4 protein-coding genes are annotated in these 24,274 nt (G+C 39.7%); all 4 read right to left on the bottom strand.

The genetic code is table 11. The features are described 5' to 3' along the window. Window positions 1–430 precede the first annotated feature (430 nt). On the bottom strand, window positions 431–1,180 hold the full coding sequence (locus tag ACLRYO_RS09395) for a hypothetical protein (protein ID WP_012863663.1): 750 nt from the start codon (window positions 1,178–1,180) through the stop codon (window positions 431–433). 90 nt (window positions 1,181–1,270) lie between these two features. Next, the gene (locus ACLRYO_RS09400) at window positions 1,271–11,560 is read right to left on the bottom strand and encodes an ESPR-type extended signal peptide-containing protein (RefSeq protein ID WP_413084855.1); all 10,290 of its coding nucleotides are present in this window, start codon (window positions 11,558–11,560) and stop codon (window positions 1,271–1,273) included. A 520-nt stretch (window positions 11,561–12,080) separates the two neighbouring features. After that, window positions 12,081–22,829 carry an ESPR-type extended signal peptide-containing protein gene (locus ACLRYO_RS09405; RefSeq protein ID WP_413084856.1) on the bottom strand — a complete coding sequence of 3,583 codons (10,749 nt, stop codon included), beginning with the start codon at window positions 22,827–22,829 and terminating at the stop codon, window positions 12,081–12,083. 463 nt (window positions 22,830–23,292) lie between these two features. Beyond that, window positions 23,293–24,274: YadA-like family protein (locus tag ACLRYO_RS09410; protein WP_413084857.1), on the bottom strand; the 982-nt coding region annotated here is incomplete at its 5' end.

A 24,274-nucleotide genomic window follows, 5' to 3' on the forward strand; every position in this document is an offset into this window, starting at 1 on the left:
TATGTTCAATCATTTTGATTGATTACCTATCATTGTTCAGTTTTCAAAGATCTGTGCCCCTTCATATGGGGTACTTGAATATAATAACATTTCCATATACTGATGTCAACAAAATTTGGACAAATTTCAGGAAAATTTTATCATTATTTTTGCACAATTTCACGGCCTAATTTTACAGATTTAAAACTTGAATTATATTACTTTTTTAGACATATCATATAGGGAGAATTTAAAATAAAAAGAAGCCGCAACAAGAATACATCTATTGCATTCTGTTGCGACTTCTTGTCTATATGACAGTGTGTTAATAGAATCCCTTATTTGTGTCTCAACACTGTATATAAAAACTTTTATATATAAGGTTATTGCAACTGCACATTCCTTATAACAAAAGCTATACATATAATGTGATTATATATGTATTAGATGATTAGTTATCTGTCTGAATCGCTTCACGAAGGTTAATTTCGTGCATGTCTCCAACAGAAGGTTCTTCTGCAGACATATTTTTTACAGTTTGTTTTGTAGCAAACCAAACTGCTTCATTCATGTAATAACGCAATTCTTCATTAGATACATGTTCTTGATCTTGAGCCATAATATCAAGCATAGCATCTTCCAATGCTTGTGCTTCTTCATCAGTCAAAGGACCGCCAACGGCCTTTTGTTTTTGAAGCAATTCATTCATGCGATCAACCATACTGCGCAATACATTGTAACCGTAGCTATTTGTATAACCTTGGTCCTTATCATATTTAGGGAATGTGTAATAGCTATACTCGTTTTTATTACGGTTTTCACCATTCCAGTTCAATGCAGTTTCTTGGCCATGTACATAACCTAAAGAATGTTTACGGAAATAATCAGCATAGTTATGCTTATCTTTAGAATGTAACCATTTAGCTTCTTCTTTAGTTAACGCTTGATGATTATTCTTTTTGCTTTCAGCTAAAGCAATATGTTTTTCCGCATTTTCCCATGCTTTCACAAATTCATGGATACCTTGCACAGCCTGAGGGCTAGCCACAGGAACCAATACAACAGAACCTGTTGTAGGCACTTTAGCTGGATTTGGTAAAAGCAATGGATCATCAAATGTAGCAGATGCCGCATTAACATGGAATACGCCACTGCCGAATAATACTGCCGCTGTGAAAGCAAGCAAAGTGGATTTTTTCATTATATATTCCTCTTTTCTATCAACGAATTAAATCGGGTGAGAGGACCCCCAAAAGGGAATCCTCAACCCGTAATGTTCAGCATGAACGTATTATAAACCTAGTCTTGCCATCATTGCAGCAATATTAGCTTTCATTTGTTCATTTTCAGCTTTCAAATCAGCTACTTCACCTTTTAATCCTTGATTTTCAGCTTTCATTGCAGCAAGTTCACGTTGCATTGCATATGTAGAACTGATAGGTCCTTTACGATAACGATCTGCAGTTTCTGCTTCGCCGTCTCTGTTACCTACTTTCCAAGTTACACCAGCATTTGCCATCATATGGCTATTGCTGCCTGCCCAAGCTACACCAGCATGTAACATCATGGATTCATTTTTATAATGAGCCACACCTAATGCCAATGCGGAGTCGCCACGGTAGTTACCGTAACCTGCCATGATTTGAGTAGGTTCGTAAGGGTCATAAGCCATAGGTTTCAATGCGGACAACGCGGAGGACATCGCACCAACTTGACGAACTTCGTTTACAACATTATTCATGCTGTTTGCAACACGATTAAGTTGGGAACCATTAACAGCATCAGTAGAAGTGGAGCTAATTTCGCCTGGAGCCACGTTAGTAATCTTATTACCGCCGTTGTTCAAACCAGAGCTTGTTAAGGATACGCTGCCACCACCATTATTCTTAATTGTGATACCGTTACCATTTGTCACAGTTGTATGACCGGAGTTATCCATAGTTGTAATGGAGTTGATACCAGTAATATCTTTTGCCAAACGAACATTCAAGCTGCCGTTGTTATCGGAAATAACACCGATATTGTTTGCAATGGAAAGTTTGCTTTCATCAGTAACGCCACCTTTAACAGTCACTTTTTGACCTAGGTCACGATGGAATTCGCCTTTATCACCTGCAAAGTCTAAGCCAGCTTTCTTAAGGCCATCGATACCTTTCTTCAAGTCGCCGATATTTGCACCGTTTGTCAAGCTACCGCTATTATCAGCGATATTGTTGATATTTTCACCTGCTGCAAAACCGCTTGCCATGTTAACAACTTTATTACCACCATTATTCAAGCCGTCCTTAGTCAATGTTACTGCACCAGTACCATCTTTAGGAGCACCTTGACCTGCTGGAGGTGTAGTAATTGCAACACCGTTGCTGCTAACAGTAGTAGTTACTTTAGTACCACCCATGCCGGATGTTACTACCATGCCATCTGCAGTTGTTCTTGTGCTCTTAGTCCGTTTATCAGTAGTTACAACACCATCAGCAGTCAATTCAGTGGCCTTAGTTGGATTATCTACAAGTACACCTTTAGCTGTTGTTTGAGTTGTATTATTTTGATTATCGGATACTTTCACATTACCTGCAGTAAGAGCAGTCGTATTACCTAATGTATCAGTGCTTGTAACACCTACACCATTTGTTACAGTAGAGTGTTGTTGATCGTCAGTAGTTGTAGTTACACTACGTAGGTTCAAGTCTTTTTTGATATCTACAGTGTATGTTTTGGACTTATCCGCATTTGTTGTAGATGTTACAGTTGTATTGCCGCTATCGCCAGCTTTCACTGTTGTAGTTGCCGCCGCCATGCTGCTCTTTAACTGTTGAACGTTAACTGCATCTGTATCATTTACACCAGCTGCCACGTTAGTAATCTTTTGATTATTTGCGTTTAAGCCTTCATTAGAAATGTATGTTTTACCGCCTACAGATACGCCCTTATCGTCAAGAACAACTTGTTTGTTTGGATCGGAACCAACAGTTACGGAATCAAGACCTTTAAGGTTCTTAGCGAGTTTAACGTTCAAGTTGCCGTTTTCATTAACTACACCAATGTTACCATTTGAAAGTTTAGAAGCATCAGATTCGCCACCTTTGAGTTCCAATGTTTGACCGAGATCTTTATGGATAGCTTCACCGGAGTCGCCTTTGAAGTTCAAGCCTTTCTTAGTCAAGTCTTCAGTATTTTTATCAATTTTGTTATCTACAACTTTCAATTGATCTTCTGTTGCAGCTTGACCGTTAGTGATCTTATTAGGATCCCAAGTTCTGTTAGTCAAATCATTAACCGTACCAGAACCACCATTGATAGTTACCTTACCGGAGTTGATTGTACCGTTTGTACCATTGATATTTACAGCATTAGCACCTTCGCCAGCTCTAATGATACCTGTTGTACCATCGAAATGAACTGATGTATTGCCAGAGCCCAATGTCACTGTGTCTTTCAAGTTTACAGTGTATGTTTTAGCTTTTGTAAGATCGTTGATTTCTTCTTCAACATGAATGTTCTTGCTACCTTTTACCTTAGTATCGGACGCAGCTTTTACTTCGTTCAATTGTTTAAGGTTAACAGCATCGCTATCTTCTGTACCAGCTTTAACATTTTTGATTTGCGTATTGTTTGCATTGAAGCCGTTATTTGTAACAAATGTATTACCACCAATTGTCAAACCATTATTGTTAATAGTTGTTTGACCAGTTGTTACGCTATTCAATCCTGTTAAATCTTTTGCAAGTTTAACATTCAACTTACCGTTTTCGGATACAACACCGATATTGTTGTCAGACAATTTAGCTTTATCAGTAATGCCACCTACAACATCCAATGTTTGACCAAGGTCTTTATGGATTACTTCGCCAGAATCAGCTTGGAAGTTCAAGCCCTTCTTAGTCAAGTCTTCAGTGTTCTTATCGATTTTGCTATCTACAACTTTCAATTGATCTTCTGTTGCAGCTTGACCAGAAACAATATTTCCTGGAGTCCAAGTTTTGTTAGTCAAGTTGTTTACAGTACCGTTTGCACCGTTAACTAGAACTTTACCTGCATTAATGTTGCCTGTTACACCATTGATAGTTACTGCATTCGCACCGTTACCAGCTTTTACGATACCAGTTGTACCGTCGATGTTAACAGCTGTGTTACCGGAACCTAATGTTACAGTGTCTTTCAATGCAACTGTGTAAGTTTTAGCTTTTGTAGTTGGATCTACAGCTTCATCAACGTCGATGTTTTTACTACCTTTTACTTTTGTATTAGATGCAGCTTTTACATCGTTCAATTGTTTAACATTTACAGCATCATTATCTTCCACGCCAGCAGTTACGTTTTTAATTTGCGTATTGTTAGCGTTGAAGCCATTATCTGTAACGAATTGTTTGTTGTTGATTGTCAAGCCATCGTTGTTGATAGTTGTTTGACCAGTTGTTACGCTGTTCAAACCTGTTAAGTCTTTTGCAAGTTTAACATTCAACTTACCGTTTTCGGATACAACACCGATATTGTTGTCAGACAATTTAGCTTTATCAGAAACGCCACCTACAACATCCAATGTTTGACCAAGGTCTTTATGAATTAATTCACCAGAGTCAGCTTGGAAGTTCAAGCCTTTCTTACTGTTGTCTGTAACTTTTTGATCTACAGATTTCAATTGATCTTCTGTTGCAGCTTGACCGTTAGTGATGTTATTAGGATCCCAAGTTCTGTTAGTCAAGTTGTTTACAGTACCGTTTGCACCGTTAACTAGAACTTTACCGGAAGTGATATTACCAATTGCACCATCAATTGCAACTTTACCAGCATTGATTGTGCTGTTTACGCCGTTGATAGTTACTGCGTTAGCGCCGTCACCAGCTTTTACAATACCTTTTGTACCGTCGATGTTGACTGCATTATTACCGGAACCTAATGTTACAGTGTCTTTCAATGCAACTGTGTAAGTTTTAGCTTTTGTTACATTATCTACAGTTTCATCAACATTGATGTTTTTGCTACCTTCTACTTTTGTATTAGATGCAGCTTTTACATCGTTCAATTGTTTAACGTTAACAGCATCATTATCTTCTACGCCAGCTGTTACGTTTTTGATTTGCGTATTGTTAGCATTGAAGCCATTTGCTGTAACGAATTGTTTGTTATTGATTGTCAAGCCATCATTATTGATAGTTGTTTGACCTGTTGTTACACTGTTCAAGCCTGTTAAATCTTTTGCAAGTTTAACATTCAACTTACCATTTTCGGATACTACACCGATGTTGTTGTCGGACAATTTAGATTTCTCAGTAATGCCACCTACAACATCTAATGTTTGACCAAGATCTTTATGAATTAATTCGCCAGAATCAGCTTGGAAGTTCAAGCCTTTCTTAGTCAAGTCAGTGCTGTTGTCAGTGATTTTCTTATCAACAATTTTCAATTGGTCTTCTGTTGCAGCTTGACCGCTTGTGAAGTTTTTGCCATCCCAAGTAATGTTTGTCAAGTTGTTTACAGTACCAGCAGTACCGTTGACAGTCACTTTACCAGAGTTGATAGTGCCATTTGTACCATTGATAGTCACAGCATTAGCACCGTCACCAGCTTTTATGATACCTGTAGTACCGTTGATGTTGATTGCATTATTGCCAGAACCTAAAGTTACATTGTCTTTCAATGCTACTTTGTAGGTTTTAGCTTGTGTATTAGGATCTACTGTGGAGTTAACATTGATGTTTTCGCTACCTTCAACTGTAGTGTTAGACGCATTTTTAACTTCGTTCAATTGATTCAAGTTAACTGCATCATTGCCATCAGTACCAGCTTTTACGTTTTTAATTTGTGTGTTGTTAGCATCAAAACCGTTAGCTGTAACGAATTTATTACCACCAATTGTTAAACCTTCGTTATTAATTGTTGTAGCACCAGTTGTTACGCTTGTTAAGCCAGTCAACTCTTTAGCGAGTTTAACGTTCAACTTGCCGTTTTCAGATACTACACCGATGTTATTATTGGATAATTTAGATGCATCAGAAATGCCACCGTTGATATCCAATGTTTCGCCAAGATCTTTATGAATGCTTGTAGCATCATCGCCTTTGAAGTTCAAGCCCTTCTTAGTCAAGTTGCTACCATTGTCAGTAATTTTCTTATCAACAACTTTCAATTGATCTTCTGTTGCAGCTTGACCGCTTGTGATATGGTCAGCATCCCAAGTGATATTTGTTAAGTTGTTTACAGTACCTTTAGCACCGTTAACAAGAACTTTACCGGAATTGATATTGCCTGTTGCACCGTTAATCGCTACGTTACCAGCATTAATTGTGCTGTTTGTACCGTTGATAGTTACAGCATTATTGCCTTCGCCAGCTTTCACAATACCTTTTGTGCCGTCGATATTAACAGCAGTATTGCCGGAACCCAATGTTACTGTGTCTTGTAAACCAACTGTATAAGTCTTAGCTTTAGTAAGTGGATCTTCAGAATCAGTTACATTGATGTTTTTACCTGCTTTTACAACAGTTTTAGCTGCAGCTGCGTTGTTAGATACTTCTTTCAACTGTTTAAGGTTAACTGCATGGTTATCCTCTGTACCAGCTTTCACGTTTGTGATTTGAGTATCGTTAGCATTGAAGCCATTACTTGTAACAAATGTGTTACCACCGATTGTCAAACCATTGTTGTTAATAGTTGTAGCACCAGTTGTTACGCTGTTCAAGCCTGTCAAATCTTTAGCAAGTTTAACATTCAATACGCCGTTGTTATTTACTACACCGATATTATTTTCTGAAAGTTTAGATGCATCAGCTTGACCGCCAGAGATTTTCAAAGTTTGACCAAGGTCTTTATGAATTGCAGTACCTGCATCACCTTGGAAGTTCAAGCCTTTTTCTACGATTTCAGTTTTTGTAGTATCAATTTTATTGTCTACTACTTTCAATTGATCTTCTGTAGCAGCTTGACCATTAGTAATAGCTTTAGGGTTCCAAGTTCTGTTAGTCAATTCGTTAACAGTACCTGTAGTACCATTGATTGTTACTTTACCGGAGTTGATAGTACCATTTGTGCCATTGATAGTTACAGCATTAGCACCGTCTCCAGCTTTTACAATACCTGTTGTACCGTTAATATTGATAGCTGTATTACCAGAGCCTAATGTTACTTCATCTTTCAAGCCTACAGTATACGTTTTAGCTTTAGTTACATTGTCGATGCTTTCATCAACTTTAATGTTTTTACCTTCAGCTACCTTTGTATTTGCTGCAGATGCACTGTTGGATACTTCTTTCAATTGTGCCAAGTTTACTGCATCGCTGTCGATTGTACCACGAGCAACGTTAGTAATCTTGTTACCACCATTATCCAAGCCTGTTTTAGTAAGGGATACAGATGCATTGTTTGTAGCACCGTTGCTGATAGTTACACCGTTGGAAGTAACTTTTGTATCGCCTACAGTTACACTGTTCAAACCTTTAAGGTCTTTTGCCAAACGAACTTTCAAGTCGTTAGAGCCATCGGATACAACACCGATATTATCTTCTGCAGTCAATTTGGATACGTCTGTAATGCCACCTTTAACGTTTACTTGTTCACCAAGTTTTTTATTGATTACGTTACCAGAGTCAGCACCGAATTTCATGCCTTTATTGATCAATTCTTCTTTAGTTTTGAACAATTGGCTGCCGTTGATAGCATCTGTGGATGTAGCTGTTACAGCACCGTCTTTTACATTTGTAATAGTAGTACCGTTCGCACCTTCCAATGTTACTTTAGTTTTATCAACAACACCGTTATTGATGTCATATTTAACAGCACGATCTGTCAATTTATCTACAGAAGTCTTGGATGCAATGTTATTGATTGTAACTTGCTCTTTAACGCCTGCATGGTTTTTATCCTCTACAGTCAAGGATACTTCACCATTGTCGTTTACCTTATAGGAACCGTCAGCGCTGGAGTTTCTTACAAGACGATAGTCAGTTGCACTGCTACCTTGTTGAGTAATTTGTTCGCTAACTTTTTTCAACTGATCTTCAGTCGCTGCACGACCGGATACGATAGATGTGGAATCCCAGCTCTTATTGCTCAAGTTAGTTACATAATTACCAGTTTCGCTTGCATGTTTCGTATTTTGAACAGTTTGAGCGCCCATTACAACGCCACTAGCAGTTACTCTACCTGCTGTACCATCAAGAACTACTTGATTGTTACCGCTACCCAATGTCACTTTGTTGTTCAAACGAAGATCATATTTAGCACCTTCAGTGCTTGTAGCAAGAGTAGTTGTCAATTTAAGGTTATCATCGGAAACAGTAACTTTAGAATGTTTACCTGCTTCGATTTTCACATCATGTAATTGGCTACCATTTACTGCATCTGTAGAAGTAGAGGATACTTCACCAGCTTTCAAGTTAGTAATTGTTGTACCGCCTTGGCCTTCCAACGTAACCTTGTTTTTATTAACAGTAGTACCGTTAAGATCATATTTAACAGCACGTTCTGTCAATTTATCCAATTCAGTTTTGGATGCAATATTGTTGATTGTTACCGTATTAGCAGGGCTGTTAGGATGAGCTTCATCTTTAACTTTTAAATCAACCTTGTTGTTTTCTACAGAGTAAGAACCATCTGCAGAGTTTGTATTGTTGATCAAACGGTAATCTGTTTTAGCCGCATTAGTAGTCTTGATTTCATCAGACACTTTTTTCAACTGATCTTCAGTTGCTGCACGACCAGATGTGATTGTAGGGTTTTGAACATTCCATTCTTTATTATCCAAACCAGTTACATAGTTTTTATTGTCGCTATGTTTACCTACGCGAACAGAACCTGCAGTTACGCTGTTCAAACCTGTTAGGTCTTTTGCTAACTTAACATTAAGGTTGCCGTCTTTAGCTACAACACCGATGTTGTTGTCAGATAAAGCACCTGTAGCACCACCAGTAATACCTAAAGTATCGCCAAGTTGTTTGTTGATTTTAACATTGTTATCGCCTTGGAAGCTTAAGCCTTTAGCGATTTTGTTAGTATTATTTGTGATATTAGTAGTATTGATATCTTGTTGCTCTTTAGAAGCAAGGTTCGTCAACTTAACTTGTCTAGGGTTGGAACCATCAGCATCAGCAACAGTCAATGTCATGCTACCATCAGCAGCTACTTTATATTCGCCATTGCTACCTGCTGCAGGGTTTGCAATTAAACGGTAGTCAGTTTTGGAAAGGCCATTAGAGATTTTAGAGATATCAACATCGAATGTTTGATTGTCATTACGTGTCAATGTCAATCTCTTACCATCATTGGATACTGTACCAGATGTAACATACGTATTTTTCAAACCTGTTACTTCAGCAGTCAACCCATTTGTACCGGTCATGTTAATCTTGCCGTTACCGTTTGCTTCATACGTTGCAGAACCACGTTGCAAGTATTTATCGTATTTTGCAGCAATACGAGAAATATCACCTATATTAGCCGCATTTGTTAATGTATCGCCGCCAGATTGTACATTCGTGATTTGATAACCACCAGCATTGATACCAGTTCTGCTCATAGAAACTTTACCAGTTGTAACGGAGTTGAAGTTTGCATCATCAACTGTTGCAACCGTAACATTGTCTCCGGAGCCTTCTAATTTAATATTTTTACCAGCGTTAAAGTTCACTGTACGGTTTGAAGCTTTTACGTCTTTAACCTTTTGGCCATCAACTTGAAGTTCCCAACCTTGATTTACGGATTGAATTGCTTCATGAACAGTGTTTTTACCTGTATCACCAATATTAGTCATGGTGATAGAGCCGTTTTGGTCAACTTTAGCATTACCGCCTAAGATATTCTTAGTGCTTTTAGCTACATTACCTACTGCATTAGCAACGCCATATAATTGGCTACCATTAATAGCATCTGTAGATTGTGCATTCACACGACCAGCCGCTACGTTAGTAATTGTACGTTTTGTAGAGTTATTACCTACGCTAACTGTGGAATCAGCAGTACCACCAGCATAGTTGTATTTCAAACCGTTAATTGTTTCACTAGCTGTGCTTACAGGGGCAGCTGTTACAGAATTAGCACCTAATGCAACGCCACGAAGGTCATTTACTGTTGCTTTGCTACCGAGAGCTAAACCTTCGTTTGCTTGTACACTTGCTTCGCTACCAATTGCTACCGCATCAGTTACTTCTTTTTTCGCTTTAAGTTGAGTGATTAATTGATCATTATCTTTATAAACGCTACTATCACGTACACGTTCTAATGTACCAGCTTGAGCGCTTACGCCCAATGCGATGGAGCGGGAACCAGTTGCTTGTGCATCATCACCGATAGCCACAACATTTTTCTTGTCCCCATCTTGAGTGCTCAAAGCACTAGCTTCACGACCCATAGCAATAGAGCCATAACCTTCAGAATGAGCATTGTTACCGATAGCTGTGGAACGTTCACCTAATGCCCATGCTGCATTACCTGCAGCCACAGAAGATCCGCCCAATGCATAAGTATCGTTACCAAGAGCCACACCGGAACCGCCATGAGCACGTGCGGAGTTACCTACAGCAACGGAGTTATTTACTTTATAATTTGGGTCATTTTTAATACCAGATTCAGCATTGTTACCAATAGCAATGCCGTCTTTCGCACGAGTTTGCGCATTGTTACCAAGAGCAACCGCATTATCACGATAATGTGCTGCACCGTTACCGATAGCTACACCTTGAATGCCTTGAGATGTAGCACGATTACCGATGGCTACGCCTCTTGCATAAGCTTCACCTTTATAATTTGAGCCAGAAGCAACATTAGCACCTGTACCCATAGCAACACTATCTTCAGTATTTGATTTAGCACCTTGACCGATAGCAATAGAACGAGCTGCATTAGCTTGGGTATTAGTAGCTCCGTCATATGCTGTATACGGTGTGCCTTTATCATCATATTTAGGAGTTGGATTTGCAGAACCGATAGCAATAGATTGATCACCTGTTGCTAATGCGGAATGACCCATAGCCAAGCTGGCTTTACCTTGTGCAGATGCTGCTGTACCAATAGCCGCCGCATATTGTTCGCCTGCATAGGCTTGACGCATCATAGCCAAGGAGTTAAAACCCTTTGCCTTTGAAGCCGAACCGACAGCAATAGCACCGATTTGTTCAGATTGAGCATAATGGCCTAAACCGATACCCAACGCACGAGATTGTGAATAGTCACCGATAGAAATACCAGATACGGAGCCATCATTAGCACGTGCATTCGCATTGTTACCGATTTGGATGCCGAACACCTTATTATTGGTATATAAATATCCTCCTCCTGGATTCCCTGGTGTTTTGTAATCATACATCTGAATATAAGGAGAATTTTGACCAGGATATAAATACGTAAACCCGCCATCATTATGTCCTTCACCAGGAGCCAAAGAAAGGCCTCTGTTAGGTGCCGCATCAACACCCGAAATTAACCCACTACCGCAGGTCAAAACCATAGCCGCCAAGCCAACTTTTACCGAAGCTTTTGCGGAATTACTAACAAAGCTTTTGGAGCCACGAGTATGGCTTTTTGCAATTTCAGATACAACGACATATGCGCCTCGTACCTGACTCCAAATTACCCTATAAATACGATTCATTTAGTAGTACCTACCTTTCACACAGTTTTATAAGGGATTCTAAAACCAACACTAAAACACTAAAAATAATAAAATTTTCATCAAAAATTTAATTACTATACATATAAAATATCAGATTAGTTTATGAATGTAAATATATTTTTTTCATATTTCGCTCATTTATTTTTAGAACTTTAAACTTCTTTTAAAAATTGATTTTCTTACTCATTTAAATATATTTTCAATCATAAAAACCCTTACAAAAATGGGCCAAACAACACTTATAATCTAAAGCTAATGATTTTATAGTAAATTAATCACATTTATAATTTTCGATTAAAATTATATGTTCTGTATTATACACTATTATGAAAAGTTTGTGAAGTCAAACACAAAAAAAGAACGAAAGTCCTTTCACAGTAGACTTTCGTTCTTTCATTTTATATACCATATAGGGTTAAAATCATCTAATTTTCATGGGTATTTTCTGGTACATCAACTCGCTTTTTATCACATGAATGTAAGATGAAACATATATGAATTACATGCCCAAACGACTCATAATAAGAGCCAATTGTCGCTTAGTTTCTTCGTTATCTTTCTGTAGACGAAGATTATCTTCTTTTAATGCCGCATAGTCTGCAGTTAATTTTTCATCCTGCGCTTTCATGCGTGCATTTTCAGCTTTCAAAGCAGTCATTTCATCCTGCATTACGTACATAGAGCTGATAGGACCGGCCTTGTAGCGCTCAGGAATAGCCTTCTTCTCATCAGAAGAACCAAATTTACGAGTTACACCAGCATTCACCATATTATGACGACTACCAACAGATACGCCTGCATGGAACATAGTGTCTTCCGATGTGTAGTGAGCAACACCTAAAGCTGCTGCAGTTTCGCCTCTGTAATTACCAATACCAGCCATCACTTGAGTTGGTTCTAACGGATCGTATTGAATCGGTTTCAACGCAGACATAGCTGCCGCATGAGCACCTACACGTTGCGTTTCGCCCGCTACGGAATTAATAGCATTAGCCATTCCCTCCGTAACTCCTTTCAATTGATTTACGTTAACCGCATCCGTGCCGTTTACACCAGGACCTACATTGCTAATTGTTTTACCACCGTTATTCAATCCATCTTTAGTAAGGCTTACAGTGTTACCGCTAGCAGGAGTAATGGTTATGCCACTGCCGTTCACAACCGTAGAGTTACCTGCGGCATCCTTAGTCGTTACTGACGTAAGACCTTTCAAATCTTTCGCCATACGAACTTTAAGATTAGTACCGTCAGATACGACGCCTAAATTATCTTCGGACGTCAACCTACTAGCATCAGTAATGCCACCGACTACGTTTACCTGTTCGTTAAGCTTTTTGTTAATCACATTACCGGAATCACCACCGTATTTCATACCATCGTCTTTGGTTGCCACTTGATGTGTCTTGCCCTGTTCATCTTGGTACTTAATACGAGTAATAGCATTGCCTCCGAGATCAGAATCACCCTTATCAGCGGTAATATCCGCATTGCGACCATCTTTGCCAGTTAAACCGATGTGACCAACGCCGTCTTTGCCCGACATAGATACAGCATCTTTACCGTCTTTACCTGTAACAGCTACTTTGCCGTCTATACCATTCGCAGCATCTGGACCTGTAATGGAAACGCCATCTTGACCATTTTTGCCAACTTTCACCTTATCAGTATTGACCGTATCAGCAGTAACTGTTTTAGTAGTAATGCTATCGGTCTTAAGATTCTTAGCCATTTTAATAGTAACATTACCATTTTCGGCTACTGTTTTGATATTTTCGCCGGAATAATCGCTATCGGCCCCTTGACCTTCACCTTTGATGGTAACCTTTTGACCTAAATCACGGTGGAAATCACCTGTATTACCGGCAAAATCCATGCCTTTCTTCGTAATGTCATCACCTAAATTATTAATCTTATTATCCAAGGCTTTATGGGACTTCTGCAATTGATCTTCTGTAGCAGCACGACCGCTTGTGATATTGTTAGGATCCCAATCTTTGTTTTCCAAACCTGTCACATGACCGTCCTTGCCATCAACAGATACTTTTCCGGCAGCAATCTTACCATCTTTACCATCAATAGTTACCTTGTCGCCGGCCTTAATCGTACCGTTTGTACCGTCGATTGCAACATTGCCGGCCTTGATTGTACCCTTATCGCCATCGATTTCAACTTTATCGCCTGCTTTAATGGTGCCTTTGTTACCGTCGATTGTAATCTTATCACCGGCTTTGATAGTGCCTGTTGTGCCATCCATCGCAATTTGTTTCGTAGGATCAGTCCCCATTGTTACTTGGTCTTTGAGGCCCACTTTGTAATTTGTAGAACCATCCGCATTAGTGGTCTTATCTACTTGGACATTATTACCTGCCGTTACTGTTGTAGTAGCTGCTGCTGCCGCTTTATCCAATTGGGATTTATTAACCGCATCCTTAGGATTTGTACCGTCAGCTACGTTTGTAATCTTATTGCCAGCTGCATCAATACCATCTTTCGTCATAGATGGACCATTAGTAATCTTCACGCCGTCTTTTGTAATAGCAGTCAACGGATTGCCGTCCTTATCTTGAACGGTCATACCTTCACCATTAACAACGGTTTTACCGTTTGCACCATTAGTGCCATTGTTGAAAGTTATGGAATCCAGACCTTTAAGATTTTTTGCCAAACGAACATTAAGGATATTATTTTTACTAATAACACCAATATTGTTTTCGGTCAACTCAGATTCATTGGTGACACCACCCTTAATGTCCAATTGTTCATTAAGTTTCTTCTTGATGGTAGTACCGGAGTCGCCACCATATGCCATGCCATCATCTTTGGTGGCCACTTCATGAGTTGTGCCATTTTCATCTTTGTATTTAATGCGCGTAATTTCATTTCCATTGAGATTAGCAGCACCTTTTTCAGCAGTAATATCCGCACTTTTACCGTCTTTACCGCTTAATCCGATGTGACCAACACCGTCTTTACCGGACATGGACACAGCATCCTTGCCATTTTTATCTGTAACAGCTACCTTACCGTCGATGCCATTCGCCCCATCTGGACCTGTAAGAGATACGCCATCCTTACCGTCTTTACCGACTTTCACAGATTCAGCCTTAAGATTTTTGTTCATCTTCACATCGATAGTCGTGTTACCTGTTGCTGCATCTTGTTTGATGAAAGTCTTAATATTGTCACCACTATAGTCTGTATCAGCAGCTTTACCTTCACCTTGAACAGTGACAGTAGAGCCTAATTTATTGGTTTGTACACCGCCTACATTGGCATTGAATTTGAGACCTGTATCAGTTTGACCTGCCAAGGCTTGTTTCAATTGATCCTCTGTTGCTGCACGACCGGATACAACTTTACCTACATCCCAAGTCTTATTATCAAGACCTGTTACATAATTACCAGTATTAACAGGAGTTGCGCCATCAGATTGTTTACCCATGGTTACCGTACCAGCTTTCACAGTTTCCGCTGCAGTAACAGATGTAACATTAAGATTTTTCTTCAATTTAAGGCCGATCTTTGTATCATCGCCAGTTTGACTGATTTCCGTCGTAATATTATCGTCGCCGTTTACCGTTACCTTAGAGCCTAGTTTATTAATTTTTTCAGCGTTATTATCCGCATCAAAACGAAGGCCTTTATTGGTAAGTTCAGTCTTAGCGTCACCAATATTTTTGTTGAGTTCAGTTTTAGTATCACTGATATTTTTATTCAACTCAGTCTTAGTATCGCTAATGTTTTTATTTAACTCAGTTTTAGTGTCATGCAATTGACCGCCGTTGATCGCATCTTTGGAATTCGCCGCCACATCGCCATTAGCAACATTGGTAATCTTCTGGTCGTTCGCATTGATGCCGTTTGGAGATACATAAGTCTTACCGCCTACGGTCAAGCCACCACTATTGATGATTGTGCCACCAGCTGTTACGCTGTCCAAACCAGTTAATGTTTTAGCTAACTTCACGTTTAACGTACTGCCATCAGATACAACACCAATATTATTATCAGTTAAATTTGCAGCTGCAGCTCCGCCTTTAATGGCAACAGTACCACCTAGCTTCTTGTTAATAGTTGTGCCAGAATCACCGTCAAAATTCAAGCCTTTGTCCACTTCGGATTTAGATGCTACATCTTTAATCGTTACGGTTTTTGTTTTATCCGGATGGTTCTTATCCTGTACGGTCAATGCTACGTCACCATTGGCATCTACAGTGTAGTCACCATTGGAGCCTGCCGTAGGATTCGCAACGAGACTAAAGTCTGTTGCACTAGCACCTTGTTTCTTAACTTCATCACTAACCGTTTTCAATTGGTCTTCCGTTGCTGCACGGCCAGATGCAATCGTAGGATTATCAATACTCCACGCCTTATTATCAAGACCTGTTACATAGTTGCCCATATTAGCAGGGCTTGCACCATCGGACTGTTTACCCATGGTTACCGTGCCGGCTTTCACAGTATCAGCAGCCGTAACAGATGTAACATTAAGATCTTTCTTCAATTTAAGACCGATTTTCGTATCATCGCCAGTTTGACTGATTTCTGTCGTAATATTGTTGTCGCCGTTTACTGTTACCTTGGAGCCTAGTTTATTCGTTTTTTCATCGTTATTATCCGCATTAAAACGAAGGCCTTTATTGGTAAGTTCAGTTTTAGCGTCACCAATATTTTTGTTGAGTTCAGTTTTAGTATCACTGATATTTTTATTCAACTCAGTCTTAGTATCGCTAATGTTTTTATTTAACTCAGTTTTAGTGTCATGCAATTGACCGCCGTTGATCGCATCTTTGGAATTCGCCGCCACATCGCCATTAGCAACATTGGTAATCTTCTGGTCGTTCGCATTGATGCCGTTTGGAGATACATAAGTCTTACCGCCTACGGTCAAGCCACCACTATTGATGATTGTGCCACCAGCTGTTACGCTGTCCAAACCAGTTAATGTTTTAGCTAACTTCACGTTTAACGTACTGCCATCAGATACAACACCAATATTATTATCAGTTAAATTTGCAGCTGCAGCTCCGCCTTTAATGGCAACAGTACCACCTAGCTTCTTGTTAATAGTTGTGCCAGAATCACCGTCAAAATTCAAGCCTTTGTCCACTTCGGATTTAGATGCTACATCTTTAATCGTTACGGTTTTTGTTTTATCCGGATGGTTCTTATCCTGTACGGTCAATGCTACGTCACCATTGGCATCTACAGTGTAGTCACCATTAGAACCCGCCGCAGGATTCGCAACGAGACTGAAGTCCGTTGCATTAGCGCCTTGAGTTTTGATAGCTTCAGTAACTGTCTTCAATTGATCTTCTGTTGCAGCACGTCCCTTGACAGCAGTCGGATTAGTTACGCTCCATGCCTGATTATCAAGACCAGTCACATAGTTACCCATATTAGCAGGAGTTGCACCATCGGATTGTTTACCCATGGTTACAGTACCAGCTTTCACAGTCTCCGCTGCCGTAACAGTAGTAACATTAAGATTTTTCTTCAATTTAAGACCGATTTTCGTATCGTCACCAGTTTGTGTAATTTCTGTGGTGATGTTATCGTCGCCGTTTACTGTTACCTTAGAGCCTAGTTTATTCGTTTTTTCAGCGTTATTATCCGCATCAAAACGAAGGCCTTTGTTGGTAAGTTCAGTTTTAGCGTCACCAATATTTTTATTCAACTCGGTCTTAGTATCGCTAATGTTTTTATTTAACTCAGATTTAGCGTCATGCAATTGACCACCGTTAACCGCATCTTTGGAGTTTGCCGCCACATCGCCATTAGCAACATTGGTAATCTTTTGGTCATTCGCATTGATGCCATTTGGAGATACATAGGTCTTACCACCTACAGTTAAACCTCCAGCATTAATAGTTGTGCCACCCGCTGTAACACTATCCAAACCGGTTAATGTTTTAGCTAACTTCACATTCAATGTTGTACCATCAGATACGACACCGATATTATTGTCCGTCAAGTTTGCAGCTACGGCGCCACCTTTAATAGATAACTTATCGCCTAACTGCTTGTTGATTACAGGCCCGCTGTCGCCATCAAAGTTAAGACCTTTAGCAATGGTCGTATTAATCGTAGAGATAGCATTTCTATTGGTCGTAATATCTTGTGTATTTTGAGCAATATTTTGTTTATTTTGTACAATATCAGCCTTATTTTTGCCGATATCAGTCGTATTTTGAGCAATGTCAGTTGTGTTTTGAGCTATTTTATCCTTGTTCGTATTAACTTGCGTATTAACAGATTTCAACTGATCTTCCGTTGCAGCACGACCAGTTACGGCTTGTGGATTATCTACATCCCAAGCAGTATTGGTAAGACCAGTTACCGTGCCTGCAGTACCATCCACAGATACAGGATTAGCAGTTCCTAAGGTGATTTTATCCCCTAATCCGACAGTATATTCCTTACCGCCGGCTGCATTTGTACCTTCTTCTACAGTGATATTGCTGTTTTTAGCTTTCACAGTACTTGCCTTAGCAGTTCCACCGATAGCATCCTGCAACTGACTGAAGTTAACCGCATCAGTAGGATCTGTGCCTTTTGCAAGACCGGTAATCTTTTGATTATTAGCATTGATACCGTTTGGCGTTACGTAGGTCTTGCCACCTACGGTCAACCCACTACTATTAATAGTCGTTCCGCCAGCTGTTACACTATCCAAACCAGTTAATGTTTTAGCTAGTTTCACATTTAATGTGCTGCCATCAGACACGACACCGATATTATTGTCCGTAAGATCCGCCGTAGCACCACCTTTAATGGTAACAGTGTCGCCCAATTTTTTATTAATCGTAGCACCGCTATCGCCGTTAAAGTTTAATCCTTTATTGATATTAGTTACATTTGTATTAACCTTATCATTAACGGATTTCAACTGATCTTCCGTAGCAGCACGACCACTTACAGCTTGAGGATTATCGGCGTTCCAAGACTTATTATCGAGTCCTGTTACAAAGTTACCGTTTACACCGCCAGCACCACCAGCTTGTTTGCCCATAGTCACAGTGCCAGCTTTCACAGTATCAGTGGCAGTAATAGTAGTAACATTGAGATCTTTCTTTAATTTAAGACCGATCTTAGTATCATCACCGGTTTGACTGATTTCTGTCGTGATATTATCATCGCCATTTACCGTTACCTTGGAACCCAATTTATTGGTCTTAGCACCGCCTGTATCCGCATCAAACTTGAGACCTGTGTTAATCACATCATTCTTCGCAGTCGATATATTATTGTTTAGCTCTGTTTTAGCATTATCTATATTGCCATTCAGTTCAGTTTTAGCGTCATTAATATTTTTATTAAGTTCAGTTTTGGCATCACCGATATTTTTGTTTAATTCAGTTTTAGCATTATTAATATTGTTATTTAATTCGGTTTTAGCCGCATGAAGTTGACCGCCGTTAACTGCCTCTTTGGAGTTAGCCGCCACTTCACCATCAGCAACATTAGTTATTTTCTTGTCATTCGCATTGATGCCGTTCGGCGTTACATAGGTCTTACCACCTACGGTTAAGCCCCCATTATTGATGGTTGTACCACCAGCTGTCACACTGTCCAAACCAGTTAATGTTTTCGCTAGTTTCACATTTAACATACCGCCATCAGATACGACACCAATATTATTGTCCGTCAAATTAGCAGCCGCTGCACCGCCCTTGATACTAAGCTTATCGCCCAACTGTTTGTTAATTACAGCACCGCTGTCTCCATCAAAATTAAGGCCTTTAGAAATAGTTGTATTGATGGTAGAGATAGAATTTTTATTGGTCGCAATATCTTGTGTATTTTGAGCAATATCAGTCGTATTTTTGCCAATATCGGTTGTATTCTTAGTGATATCAGCCGTGTTTTTAGCTATATCTTGTTTATTCTTGCCGATATCAGTCGTATTCTGAGATATTTTATCCTTGTTTGTATTAACCTGTGTATTAACAGACTTCAACTGATCTTCCGTTGCAGCACGACCAGTTACGGCTTGTGGATTATTTACATTCCAAGCGGTATTCGTAAGGCCTGTTACAGTTCCAGTAGTTCCGTCCACATTTACAGGATGTGCCGTACCTACCGCAAGTTTATTACCCAATCCAACAGTGTATTCCTTACCACCATTCACATTGGTACCTTCTGTTACGGTTACATTCGCGTCTTTCCCTTTTACCGTAGTGGCCTTGGCAGTACCACCGATAGCATTTTGTAATTGGCTGAAATTAACCGCATCATCAGGCGCTGTACCATTAGCAACACCAGTAATCTTTTGATTATTGGCATTGATACCTGTTGAAGACACATAGTTCTTGCCACCTACAGTCAAACCAGCACCATTGATAGTCGTACCACTTGCAGTCACACTGGTCAAACCCGTTAATGTTTTTGCTAGCTTCACATTTAATGTGTTGCCGTCGGATATGACACCAATATTATTATCTGTTAGCTTCGTAGCAGGGGCACCACCCTTAATAGTTAGTGTTTCACCTAATTGTTTCTTGAAAACTGCCCCGCTGTCACCACCAAAATTCAACCCCTTTTCAATTGTTGAATTGATTGAAGAAATAGCACTTTTATTTGTCGCAATATCTTGCTTGTTCGTTGCAACATCTTGTTTATTCTTATTGATATCAGCAGCATTCTTAGCAATATTAGCCTTGTTTGTATTAACTTGCGTATTAACAGTCTGCAACTGACTTTCCGTTGCGGCGCGACCGGTTACGGCTTGAGGATTATTAACGTCCCAGCTGTTATTAGTAAGTCCTGTTACATTGCCTATAGTGCCGTCCAGTGTTATAGGAAACCGTCCGCCTACGGAAATTTTCTCGCCTAAGCCAACAGTATATTCCTTACCACCATTTGCATTGGTACCTTCTGTTACGATTACATTTTTATCTTTTGCTTTCACAGTAGATGCCTTAGCAGTGCCGTTGATAGCATCTTGTAGTTGACCGTAATTAACCGCATCACTATATGATGTACCAGTAGCAACACCAGTAATTTTTTGATTATTAGCATTAATGCCTGTTGGTGTTACATAGTTTCTGCCACCAACAGTCAAACCGCCAGCATTAATAACCGTACCACTGGCTGTTACACTGTCCAATCCGTTCAAAGATTTTGCCAATTTCACATTTAATGTGCCATTACCATCTGATTGGACATTAATATTATAATCAGATACAGAACCTACGTAATCACCTTTTATTTTTACTGTTTCACCTAATTTTCTGTTGCTTACAGGCCCATTGTCACCGGCGAAGCTAATACCTTTATCAAGGGCGGTGTTAATAGTAGCAATATCTCGTTTATTCTTACTGATGCTCTGGCTATTGTTGCTAATATTATGTGCATTAGTATCAATCGATGATTTATTACTATTAACCTTATCATTAACCCGCTTTAACTGATCTTCCGTAGCAGCACGTCCTGTAACAGGTGCTGGATTATTTACATTCCATGATGTATTGGTAAGACCTGTGACCGTTCCTGTACCACTATCTATGGTTATAGGATGCGAGGCCGCCCCTTTCCCTACAGTAATCTTATAATTTAAGCCAACAGTATACTCCTTACCACCTTTCGCCGTTGAGTTTTCCCTTACCGTAATATTACCATCATCATTTGCTTTTACAATGGCTTCTTTAGCTGTACCGTTAATTGCCCGTTGCAACTGACCGTAGTTAACTGCGTCCTGACTACCTGTACCGTCTGCAACACCTCTAAGCTGTTGATTATTGGCATTAAGACCACCGGTTGACACATAGAGCTTACCGCCTACAGACACCCCTTTATTATCAATCGTAGCAGTTCCTGCTGTTACGCTATCCAAACCAGTTAATTTTTTAGCCAATTTCACATTTAGTGTGCCATTTCCGTCTGCTTGAACCCCAATATTGTTGTCAGCCAAAGCACCGCTAGCGCCACCTTTTATTCTTACTGTGTCACCTAATTTTACTTGGTTCTGAACAAAGTTATCCCCATAAAAAAACAATCCTTTATCGATATTGTTTTTATTATATCTAATAGCATCGTGGATTGTGCTTTTACCTGTAAAACCGATATCGCTCATCGTTAATTTACCGGTATCAGGATTGAGCGCTGCATTACCGCCAAGGATATTTTTAGTAGTAGTGGCTAAATTGCCCAAGCTATTTGCTACGGCATATAGCTGACTACCATTAATAGCATCTGTAGACGAAGGATTCATACGCCCTGCTGCCACATTTGTAATCGTACGTTTTACTGTATCATTACCGATACTTACAGTAGAATCTGCCGTTCCTCCCGCTAAATTCTTATACCACAAGCCATTTACAAGCTGATTCGGTGTACTATGAGTATCCGCAGTCGCAGAATTAGTACCTAATGCAACTGAGCGATTATGATTTTTATTTACTGTCGTATTTCTACCGAGAGTAACGCTATCCTCTGCATAGCTAACTGCACGATTACCGATGGCAATGCTATTTTTCTGAACTGAGTCAGAATCTGTACCAATAGCTATAGAAGAATCCTCACGGGCATTACTTTCCCAGCCCATTGCAATGGAGTTGAGTCCTACTGCATAGGAGTTTACACCAAGAGCTCTGGACCCTTCGCCCTTAGCTTGTGCATTATTACCGATTGCAACGGCCCATTTACCTCTTGCCTGCGATCCGTTACCCATTGCAACGGCACCACCGGCAGCAGCTTTAGCATTATTACCAAATGCCATGGAGGATCCACCCCAAGCTCTGGCATTGGTACCAAATGCCTGATCATTATCGGCACCCACATAGTTACCGGCCTCATCGTATCCAGCCCAAGATGTATTACCAAGGGCAAAGCCATTTAAAGAAGCTACTTTTGTCAAATTACCGATAGCAACACCATTATTTACTTCAACGTTTGCATTTCTTCCGATGGCAACACCTTGTACATTACCAACACCAGCCCTATTTGCTCTTGTAACAGTAGCACCTGTACCCAATGCCACACTGTTATCTGCCAATGCTGTACTATTGTCACCTATCGCTACAGTACCATTTTTAGCTTGAGCGCCGGCCCCTTGCACAATAGTACTCCCATGCACAATCATTGGAGACATCATGGACATAAATAAAGCCGTAGCAATTACAGACCCTGACATCTTGGCAAATACCGTTGTCATTGTCGAGCGTTTCGACATATTTTTCGCTGTTTCAGCCACAACGACATAACACCCTTTTGTACGACTCCAGATTACTTTAAAAATTCGGTTCATCTCGTCTTACTCCTTGCATAAAACTATCAAATTATATGAATATAATAAAATATTTTATAACTATTTTAAAAAGTAAAAATACAGTTAATATATGGCTATTTACCGATGCATATCATATTAAACATATCATATTCTATGGTAAAAGTAAAAAATTTTTCACTCTACACTCACTTCCAAATCATAAATATTTATGAATATACAAAAACTCCGCCATATACCTTATGAATATGCTAAATGTACTAATTTTTTCGCATAAAATTAACTTCATGAAAAAATGTATTTCACCTTAGTAAACTATTATGATCTAATTATTACTTACCTATTTTAATTACATTACAAAATACCATGACATATATATGCTCAAATAGCCATTAAATCTATTTTTTGCATGCAAAAAGGCGCCAAAAGCATTTCGCTTTTGGCGCCTTTTATAAGCACTGCCATATCAATATGTTATTTCATATTATTTCAAGCCCGCTTGTTGCATCAATAATGCAATTTGTGCTCTCATTTCTTCATTGTCGCGTTGTACTTTTTCGTACTTAGCTTTCAAAGCAGTCATTTCATCTTGCATTACGTACATGGAGCTGATAGGGCCACCTTTGTAACGTTCAGGAACTGCTTTCTTCGCATCGGAAGTACCGAATTTACGAGTTACACCGGCATTTACCATGTTATGGTGGCTACCAACAGATACGCCTACATGGAACATTGTATCTTCTGCTGTGTAATGTGCAACGCCAAGAGCCGCCGCAGTTTCACCTCTGTAATTACCGATACCGGCCATCACTTGAGTTGGTTCCAATGGATCATATTGAATAGGTTTCAATGCAGACATAGCCGCCGCATGAGCGCCTACACGTTGTGTTTCGCCCGCTACGGAGTTAATAGCATTAGCTAACCCATCTGTAGCACCTTTCAATTGATTTACGTTAACCGCATCCGTGCCGTTTACGCCAGGGCCTACATTGGTAATTGTATTACCGCCGTTGTTAAGGCCATCTTTAGTAAGACTAACTGCATTACCACTAGCAGGTGTAATCGTTATACCGCCACCGTTCATAACTGTAGTATTACCTGCAGCATCCTTAGTTGTTACTGTTTCAAGACCTTTCAAGTCTTTCGCCATACGAACCTTAAGGTTGCCAGTACCATCGGATACGACACCTAAATTATCTTCTGTAGTCAACTTGCTAGCATCAGTAATACCACCCACTACATTAACTTGTTCGTTAAGCTTTTTCTTGATTACGGAACCGCTATCACCACCGTATTTCATACCATCATCTTTAGTTGCCACTTGGTGGGTCTTACCGTTTTCGTCTTGGTACTTAATACGAGTGATGTTGTTACCGTCTAAGTCTGGATCACCTTTATCAACGGTAATATCCGCATTACGGCCGTCTTTGCCAGTTAAACCGATATGACCAACACCGTCTTTGCCG

It is taken from the genome of Veillonella parvula (genome assembly GCF_047241225.1).
GTDB classification, from domain to species: Bacteria; Bacillota; Negativicutes; order Veillonellales; family Veillonellaceae; genus Veillonella; species Veillonella parvula_O.

Coding starts and splice junctions, on each gene's coding strand:
- ACLRYO_RS09395 (WP_012863663.1), bottom strand. CDS start 1,180: ATGAAAAAATCCACTTTGCTTGCTTTCACAGCGGCAGTATTATTCGGC.
- ACLRYO_RS09400 (WP_413084855.1), bottom strand. CDS start 11,560: ATGAATCGTATTTATAGGGTAATTTGGAGTCAGGTACGAGGCGCATAT.
- ACLRYO_RS09405 (WP_413084856.1), bottom strand. CDS start 22,829: ATGAACCGAATTTTTAAAGTAATCTGGAGTCGTACAAAAGGGTGTTAT.